The organism is Arthrobacter sp. Y3221157 (assembly GCF_059089865.1).
On the sequence record NZ_JBNHFD010000047.1, the window covers coordinates 20,755 to 28,308 of the forward strand.

A 7,554-nucleotide genomic window follows, 5' to 3' on the forward strand; every position below is an offset into this window, starting at 1 on the left:
TTGGGGTGGGGATTTAGAGGTGCCGGGCCAGGCGCTTTTCGGCCCGGGAAGTCAGCCAGCTGGCCGGGATGGTAATGGCTGCGTACATCAGGCCTGCCAGCACCAGCACGCTGAGGTAGTTAAAAGTCGAAGAGCCAATCGAGTACGCCTGGCTCAGTAACTCTGGCAGGGCCACGGTGTACGCGAGGGAAGTGGCCTGGAATATCAGGATGGCGAAGCCGATGAGGGACGGAATCGCAATCCTAAGTCCCTGCGGTATGACGATGAACCGCAGGGTATCCCGGCGGCTCATACCAAGCGCCCCGGCGGCTTCGACTTCGCCCGCGGGAACGGCCTGGAGCCCGCCGCGCAAGATCTCACTCGTATACGCTGCCGTGGTGGCGGCCAGTGCAACAACAGTGGCCGCCATTGACGACAGGGTGAGCCCGCTGGCGGGAAGCCCGAAGTAGAAGATCTGCAGGACCACCAGGGCCGGGGTTCCACGACCGATCTCGACGGCGCCGATGATCAGCATCCGGACAACCTTCTTCCTGCTGCTGGCCCCGACAGCCAGCAACAGGCCGCCGGGAATGCCGATTAGCAGGCTCAGCAGGGCAACCTGAACGCTGACACCGAGGCCGGCCAAGAGCCCCGGAAGGAAAGCGGGCCAGTCAATAATGAAGTTCATCGGGCTACTCGCATCCGGAGTCGGGTATCCAGGGCACGCGTGGCCCAGGCGCAGGGAATGGTCATCATGACGTACACCAGTGCGGCAAGGAAGAACGGTCCGAGGGCGTCCGAAGTCTGGCGCGACTGGTCGTTGGCGAAGTACACAATCTCGGATACGCCAATGGTGTAGGCCACCGAAGAGTCCTTGAGCAGCCCTATCGCATAGCTGGCTGCCGCCGGCACGGAGACGCGGAAGACCTGGGGGCCGATGATGAAAGTCAGCACGGACTGCCGCCCCATGCCAAGGGCCTCGCTGGCCTCCCATTGGCCACGGGTAATGGCCGAAAGGCCGCCACGATAGATTTCCGCCATATAGGCACAGGAGATCAAGCCCAGACCGATAATGGCCGATGTGATCGGGTCAAGCATCGGCAGGCCTGTACCGAGTCCAAAGTAGATGATGAACAGCCACACGATCGGAGGGATCCCACGCAGAACCTCGATCACGGAGACGGCCGCAAGGCTGACGGCCGCGATGCTGGAGCGGCGGGCCAGAGCCAGCGGAATCCCGCCAACAGCGCCGATGGCCAGCGCGCCGACCGTCAGTCCAATAGTCATAGGGACGCCCTGCAGGATGCTCAGGAAAATATTCATGGCGCCTCAGCGCTCCAGGACGGCGCGGAGGAACTCACGTGTCCGAGCCTGGACAGGGTTGGTGAAAATCTGTTCAGGGTTCCCTTCTTCAAGGATTGACCCGTTTGCCATCACCACCAAATGATCAGACACATCCCGGGCGAACTGCATCTCGTGCGTCACCACAACCATGGTCATTCCTTCGGCCGCCAGTTCCTTCATGACGGCCAGGACTTCCAGGCCGACCTCGGGGTCCAGGGCTGAGGTGGGTTCATCAAAGAGCATCACTCTCGGGTCTAGGGCCAAGGCCCGTGCAATGGCGATCCGCTGCTGCTGTCCGCCGGAACAGCGGGCGGGATACTGCTTGGCCTTGTCCGCCAGGCCGACGCGCTCCAGGAGCTTCATTGAGCGGATGTCTGCTTCCTTGCGGGAGCGTCCCAGAACACGCTCCTGCGCGATGCTGACGTTCCGCAGCACGTTTAGGTGTGGGAAAAGGTTGAAGGACTGAAACACCATGCCGACATTCCGCCTTAGTTCGGCCAGGTCCTTGGCGGTGAAGTTGGTGCCGGCGTCGATCTGGCTGCCCTCGACCGTGATGCAACCAGTGTCGGGCCGCTCCAGCAGGTTGATGCAGCGCAGCAACGTGCTCTTGCCCGCGCCGCTGGGGCCGATCATTGCGGTGACCTCCCCCTCACGCACCGACAGGGAGACATTGTTAAGGACGACATGGTCCCCGTATGTCTTGGCGACGGATTCGAGTTGTATGGCCATGGGCTTGGTCAAGGGTTTTTCCTGCATATGTGGCGGCATTCTGGCTGTGCTCCTACGGGCTGGCGCATGGGATGCATGGACGGGAGATCAGGCCCGGGCAGGACGTGGAGTCAGCCCTTTCAGCGTTTTACTGTGCAGTAGTGCCCGACCTATTTGCTTGACTATGCCCGACGTTTCCGACCTGCGGAAGCAATCCAGAATGATCGATTGTGACCCTAGGGCAAGCAGTGCTTGCACTCGTCCTGAGACTTGGGCCACAAGCCTGCCAGTCCGCGGAAATGGCTTCGCTTGCTTGGAAAAACCGCCTGGCTGGCGGTGGAGACAGTTTGTTCAAGTGCGCACTGTGACGTCAGGAGCTGGATCCGGCTCGTATGGCTGGTGGGGCCTGTTTCCGGTTCTTGCCCTGCAGCCACACATACCGGTTGCCAACCAATGGTGCTGCCCTCCATCTTTTGCGGTGGTACTCGGCATGGGGTTAGCTGGCTTTATGCTCAATCCCCTGCACCTTAGGACCCTGGTCGTGGTGCTTCGCACCGGTTCGTTTGCTGAGGCCGCGCGCCAGCTCGGCTACACCGGCTCAGCCGTGTCACAACAGATGGCCGCTTTGGAACGGGCTGTGAGAATGTCCTTGTTTGAGCGGGACGCCCACGGGATCAGGCCTACGCCCTCGGCCGGTTTCCTCGCAGAGAAGGCACAGGAAGTGCTCGCGGCTTTTGGGGTCTTTGAAGACGAGGTGCGTGCCATGTCCGACGGCAGCGTCGGCCGGGTGCGGCTGGGCAGCTTCCCCACGGCAAGCCAGAAGCTCCTGCCGCTCGCCCTGTCCGATTTTGTCCAGTCGCATCAGAAGGTCACCATTGAACTCGATGAAGGGGAACCGGACAAACTCGTTCCTTTGCTGCTGGACCGTGAGCTCGACCTCGCGCTCGTGTACCAGTATGACCTGGTCCCACACGCCTGGCCCAAGGCCTTGAAGTCCACGCCACTACTGACGGAAGAGCTGATGCTGCTCCTTCCGGGAGGCCACCGGCTGGAACGCAGGGACATCTCGCTGGCAGATCTCAGGGAGGAGACCTGGGTTTCATCCGGGGCAAGGACCGCCGGAGCCCGGTCCCTGCGGAGGGCATGCGCCGCGGCAGGTTTTGAACCGGATGTTAACTTCCGCAGCGACGACTACGACGTCATCAGGGGATTTGTCCGTTCCGGGCTGGGAATTGCTCTGATCCCGGCCCTGGGCCACAAGGAAACGGACGACATCTCCACCGCGCAAATAGTGGACCTTCAGGTACGCCGACATGTGCTGGCACTTCACCCGCGAACCACCGTGAATCCTGCGGTTGAGGGAGCTGTTCGGGCGTTTAGGGCCGCCGCCAGGGCGTCCGCGGATGCGACTCCGGGAGTCGACGTGGTCTAGCAGCATTCCTGGCCCCAGCAGGCCAAGGACTTCTTATGCCGGGTGCACCAACAGTGGCACTGCGGCTCTGGCGGAGCCGCAGACCTGCCCGCAAGCTGGTTAGTAGTTACTAATGTTTGACGACAGGGATGGATCAAATGACTGACGACGTATTTTCTATGATCGATGAATGGGGCCCGGAAAAGATCGTTGTCGTGTCCGACCGGAAGACGGGGATGCGTGGCGTCCTGGTCCTGGACAACACCGCCCGAGGGACCGGCAAGGGCGGAACCCGGATGAGCGCCAGCCTCTCAGTCCAGGAAGTGGCACGGCTCGCCAGGACCATGACCTGGAAGTGGGCTGCAGTGGATCTGTTCCACGGCGGGGCCAAAGCCGGCATCCTGGGAGATCCCAACCACCCCAACAAGGAAGCGATATTGCGGGCCTTCGCCCGTGCCCTTTCAAACGAGGTCCCCTCGGAGTATGTTTTCGGGCTCGACATGGGGTTGGCCGAGGAAGATGCTGCCATTTTCCTTGACGAGCTTGGGGACCGCGGCGCGTCCACCGGCCTTCCCCGGGCACTGGGCGGGCTTCCCTACGACCAGCTGGGCGTCACAGGTTACGGAGTAGCGGAAGCAGCGGAAGCAGCTGCCCAAAACCGAAACATTCCGCTCCAAGGAGCACGTGTCTCTATTCAAGGGTTTGGTGCTGTAGGGCAAGCTGCAGCGGTGCGCCTCGTTGAATTGGGCGCTACCGTCGTTGCCGTATCGACGGCGGCCGGTGCTGTCCATGACCCAAACGGCCTTGACGTCGCAAGGCTGGTGGCCCTTCGTGGCGAGGCCGGGGACACCTGCGTGCGCCACTACGGGGCGGTTCAGCCAGCAGACGCGGCGATGACAGTGGACGCCGACATCCTGATTCCCGCTGCCCGAGAGGACACCGTCAACGACCTCATCGCAGCGTCAACAAACGTGAAACTCGTGATTGAAGGGGCCAACCTCCCGACCTCCCCGAGCTCCCGCCGCATTCTCCATGAGCGAGGCATCGCCGTCGTGCCGGACTTTATCGCCAACGCCGGCGGCATCGTGGCGGCTGCCCACTCGATGGCTGCCAGGTACTCCCCGTTCGTGGTAGAACCAGCGGAGATCTTCACGATGATCGCCACAAAGTTGAGGGCCAACACAAGTGCTGTCCTGCAGGAAAGCAGCCGCAGCAGTCTAACGCCGCATGAAGCCGCCTATGCCCTAGCCCAAAAGCGTGTCCTAGAGGCAATGCAGCTTCGTCGACAGATCCCGAAACCGGCCACCGAGACAGTCGATGTCCTTATCTGACGTCCAGGCTCAGTCGACACCCTTCTTCATCACCCGCTCTGACATCGAGAGGCTCACCAGCATCCCGATTGCGATAGCGCACCTGGAACGCGTCCTACTGCAGGGCTTTGATCCCGAGAAGGACGGCGTCCGCTCAAGACTCACTACCCAGCGGGGGCAACTCCTCCTGATGCCCTCCAGCTCGGCCCGGTACACCGGGACCAAGCTGCTCACCATCAGCCCTGCGAATGCCTCCACTGGCCTTCCCGTGATTCAAGGTCTTTACGTGCTCTTCGGCGGCGCTGATCAGCGGCCGCTGGCCGTGTTGGACGGGACCGCTCTGACGAATCTGCGGACTCCCGCTGTCTCGGCTCTGGGCGCTCAAAGGCTCGTCTCTACTGGAGGCAAGCATCTGCTGGTTTTTGGGACAGGGCAGCAGGCCTGGCAACATATCAAGGCCCTTAACCTTGTCCTCGAGCTAACTCATGTGGAAATTGTGGGACGAAATGAACACTCTGCTGCACAGCTGGCAGCGCGCGCCGCAGCAAAGGGCATAAAGGCCGCGGTCGGCACCAGCGAGAGTATTGCGAAGGCCGACTTGATTGTGTGCTGCACCGGGTCATCCGCTCCACTTTTCAACGGTGGGAGCGTGAAGGATAACGCAGTAGTTATCGCCATCGGATCACATGAGCCAAACAGCCGCGAACTCGATGACACCCTAATGTCCCGAGCAACCATTTATGTCGAATCACTTTCAAATTCCCGGCGCGAGGCGGGCGACATAATATTGGCGCTTGCATCCGGAGCGATAGCCAGCCCCACCAGCCTGAACACGCTCGCTGAACTGGTCCAGGGCCGCATTCGTCCACAATCAGAGCGGCCTGCCGTATTCAAAACAACTGGCATGCCCTGGCAAGACCTGGCGGTCGCGGCCGGCGTGTATGAGGCCTACCTGTCTGAAACTCAAGCAGGGCAGGGACCTCAGGACCCGCATTGAAGCGAAAAAGCCCCGCAGCGGCACTCGCACCTGGCAAGGCTCTGATGATCTCCTGGTTAACGTGACCATATTCCTTGCAGACGTTGACGATTACATGGCCAGCGGACATGAGATCGGGCGCAGCTTGCGCGAAATGGCCGGGTCCCCGTACCCGGCCATGGCGGGGCTCGGCGTCACGCGGCTGTGGCAGAGGGAAGCCGTGATCGAGATCCAGGGCATCGCGGTGATTCCTGAGCGCTAAGCATGGTTAGGGAATCCCCCGATTCTGAGTGCAGCAGGTCCTTTGAATTTATCGAATAGTCGGCGGTCCGGCCGCGTTCGGTTGCCGGTCTGGGAACGACCGTCAACTGGCCGAACGCGTACGCACAACAGGCAGACAAATAGGATGCACCGCCCAGGCTATTGTCCGGGCGGTGTAGTTATCTAGTGGCTCACAGATCGTGTGCAGAATTCCTTAGAGTCCTGCTGAACCAGGCACAGCATGCTATGCCAGTTAGTCACTACGAAGTACGAATGAATCCTTGGGTCCAGACTGCTTGGTCGAATGCAGTCAGCGGCTCAAAAGGGGAACTGCCGGTGAAGTAAGGGACGGCCCGGAAATTCGTGGGGCAGGTATCAGCTTCTGGCCACATCCACCGCAACGACAGCGGCCTGCAGTGAGCGCACAGACATATCCAAAAATGCTGTACCGGCCTTGTCTCTAAGCGTCAGGCGCTGGAGAGTGAAACCGTCAATGGCGCCTATCAGCAGTTGGGCCAATGTATCCAAATCCACATCTGCCTCATCCGGCCTCATGACCTCTGTGAGCAGTTGCTCAAAGCCGTCAAGAAAGCGCCGGTAAACCCGCCCGGCCAAGTGGCTGGACGCAGGGTTACGCAGGGACCAAAGGGTCAGTTCATACATCGCCAACTGGATTTCCTGGCTACCACTGTTCCATTTGACGAAGGAACGCATGATGTCTTCGATGCCCTGTGCGAGACCTACCCCGGGCGTCACGAACCGTCCGATTTCGGCGAAGGCGCTGGAGGCGGCGGACTCGTAAACGGCCTGAAGGAGATCTTCTTTGGTCGCGAAACAATAGTGAAGGTTGGGGGCGGGGAGCCCGGCCTCCTCCGCTATTCGACGAGTGGTCGCCTTCGCCAATCCTTCCTGAACAATCACGCGTTCTGCAGCGCTAACGAACTGACGACGCCTCTGCTCCACGGGCAAGTGGGATTGGGCCATTTGTTCCTCCAGGGTCAGGGATCCGTCCAGGCGACGGAGTGAATCTACTCAACAGTCTAATGCCCAGACTCTCTGAGATCTCCAAGAGAGCAGCGGAATTTGAGCGAAAGATCAACTTGGTCTCCCAATTGTGTGAATCCTCATCTCGCACTGGGGTTGCCTACTCGCCTCAGATGTAGGACTACACCGAGGTGAATTCAACTGCTCAATCAATCCTCTTGATCATCCGCTCAGGTTTGTGTTAGTGTTCTTCTAGTTGATGTGATCCCGGCCACTCCGGGTTTAGTCAATGTAGTTTGAACGCAGCGTAAGCCGTTGCGGGCCCACCGGGCCAAAAAATCTCGGTGGTGTGTGAGACACGGTGGTGTTACACGCGTAGGCCTCTCGGTTGTAGTTAGCTTCGCTGTTTCACTGGCGTATCTCATTTTCCTGACAACACAGTTAGTGAGAAGTGATGACGCTCAAGGTTTCAATCGTTGCCGGTAATCCCAAGCCGCAGTCCCGCACCCTGAAGGTAGCCCAGACCCTCGTTGAGAAATTGCTCGAGGCCGGCTCCTACGAGGTGGAGGTCATTGACCTCG

Annotated in this window: 7 protein-coding genes and 1 pseudogene; 4 read left to right on the forward strand and 4 right to left on the reverse strand. The window is 60.3% G+C overall.

Features of this window, described 5'->3' with window-relative positions; genetic code table 11:
- Positions 1 to 13: 13 nt before the first annotated feature.
- From AC5RTT_RS12790 to AC5RTT_RS12800, 3 genes are read right to left on the reverse strand one after another with little or no spacing between them, the layout of a single operon-like run.
- Positions 14 to 667: an amino acid ABC transporter permease gene (locus tag AC5RTT_RS12790; protein ID WP_494145510.1), complete on the reverse strand. Its 654-nt coding sequence runs from the start codon at positions 665 to 667 to the stop codon at positions 14 to 16.
- Positions 664 to 1,302 (reverse strand): amino acid ABC transporter permease, encoded by a 639-nt coding sequence (locus AC5RTT_RS12795; RefSeq protein WP_494145511.1) that lies wholly within the window; start codon positions 1,300 to 1,302, stop codon positions 664 to 666. The genes AC5RTT_RS12790 and AC5RTT_RS12795 overlap by 4 nt, the downstream gene beginning before the upstream one ends.
- A gap of 6 nt (positions 1,303 to 1,308) precedes the next feature.
- Positions 1,309 to 2,079, reverse strand: coding sequence for an amino acid ABC transporter ATP-binding protein (locus tag AC5RTT_RS12800; protein ID WP_494145512.1), 771 nt, complete (start codon positions 2,077 to 2,079; stop codon positions 1,309 to 1,311).
- A gap of 460 nt (positions 2,080 to 2,539) precedes the next feature.
- Between AC5RTT_RS12800 and AC5RTT_RS12805 the strand changes: the two genes are divergently transcribed.
- The 4 genes and pseudogenes from AC5RTT_RS12805 to AC5RTT_RS12820 form a co-directional block, all read left to right on the forward strand.
- Positions 2,540 to 3,463 carry a LysR family transcriptional regulator gene (locus tag AC5RTT_RS12805; RefSeq protein ID WP_494145513.1) on the forward strand — a complete coding sequence of 308 codons (924 nt, stop codon included), beginning with the start codon at positions 2,540 to 2,542 and terminating at the stop codon, positions 3,461 to 3,463.
- 137 nt (positions 3,464 to 3,600) lie between these two features.
- Positions 3,601 to 4,773, forward strand: a complete 1,173-nt coding sequence (locus AC5RTT_RS12810) for a Glu/Leu/Phe/Val family dehydrogenase (RefSeq protein ID WP_494145514.1) — start codon at positions 3,601 to 3,603, stop codon at positions 4,771 to 4,773.
- Complete coding sequence (locus AC5RTT_RS12815; RefSeq protein WP_494145515.1) at positions 4,760 to 5,749, forward strand: ornithine cyclodeaminase family protein; 990 nt, start codon at positions 4,760 to 4,762, stop codon at positions 5,747 to 5,749. Before AC5RTT_RS12810 ends, AC5RTT_RS12815 begins: the two co-directional genes overlap by 14 nt.
- 37 nt (positions 5,750 to 5,786) lie before the next feature.
- Positions 5,787 to 5,990 (forward strand): annotated as a pseudogene (locus AC5RTT_RS12820) (RidA family protein); the annotation flags it as partial.
- 374 nt (positions 5,991 to 6,364) lie between these two features.
- On the opposite strand, the gene AC5RTT_RS12825 reads toward AC5RTT_RS12820, so the two are convergent.
- Positions 6,365 to 6,973 (reverse strand): TetR/AcrR family transcriptional regulator, encoded by a 609-nt coding sequence (locus AC5RTT_RS12825; protein ID WP_494145516.1) that lies wholly within the window; start codon positions 6,971 to 6,973, stop codon positions 6,365 to 6,367.
- Positions 6,974 to 7,554: the final 581 nt, after the last annotated feature.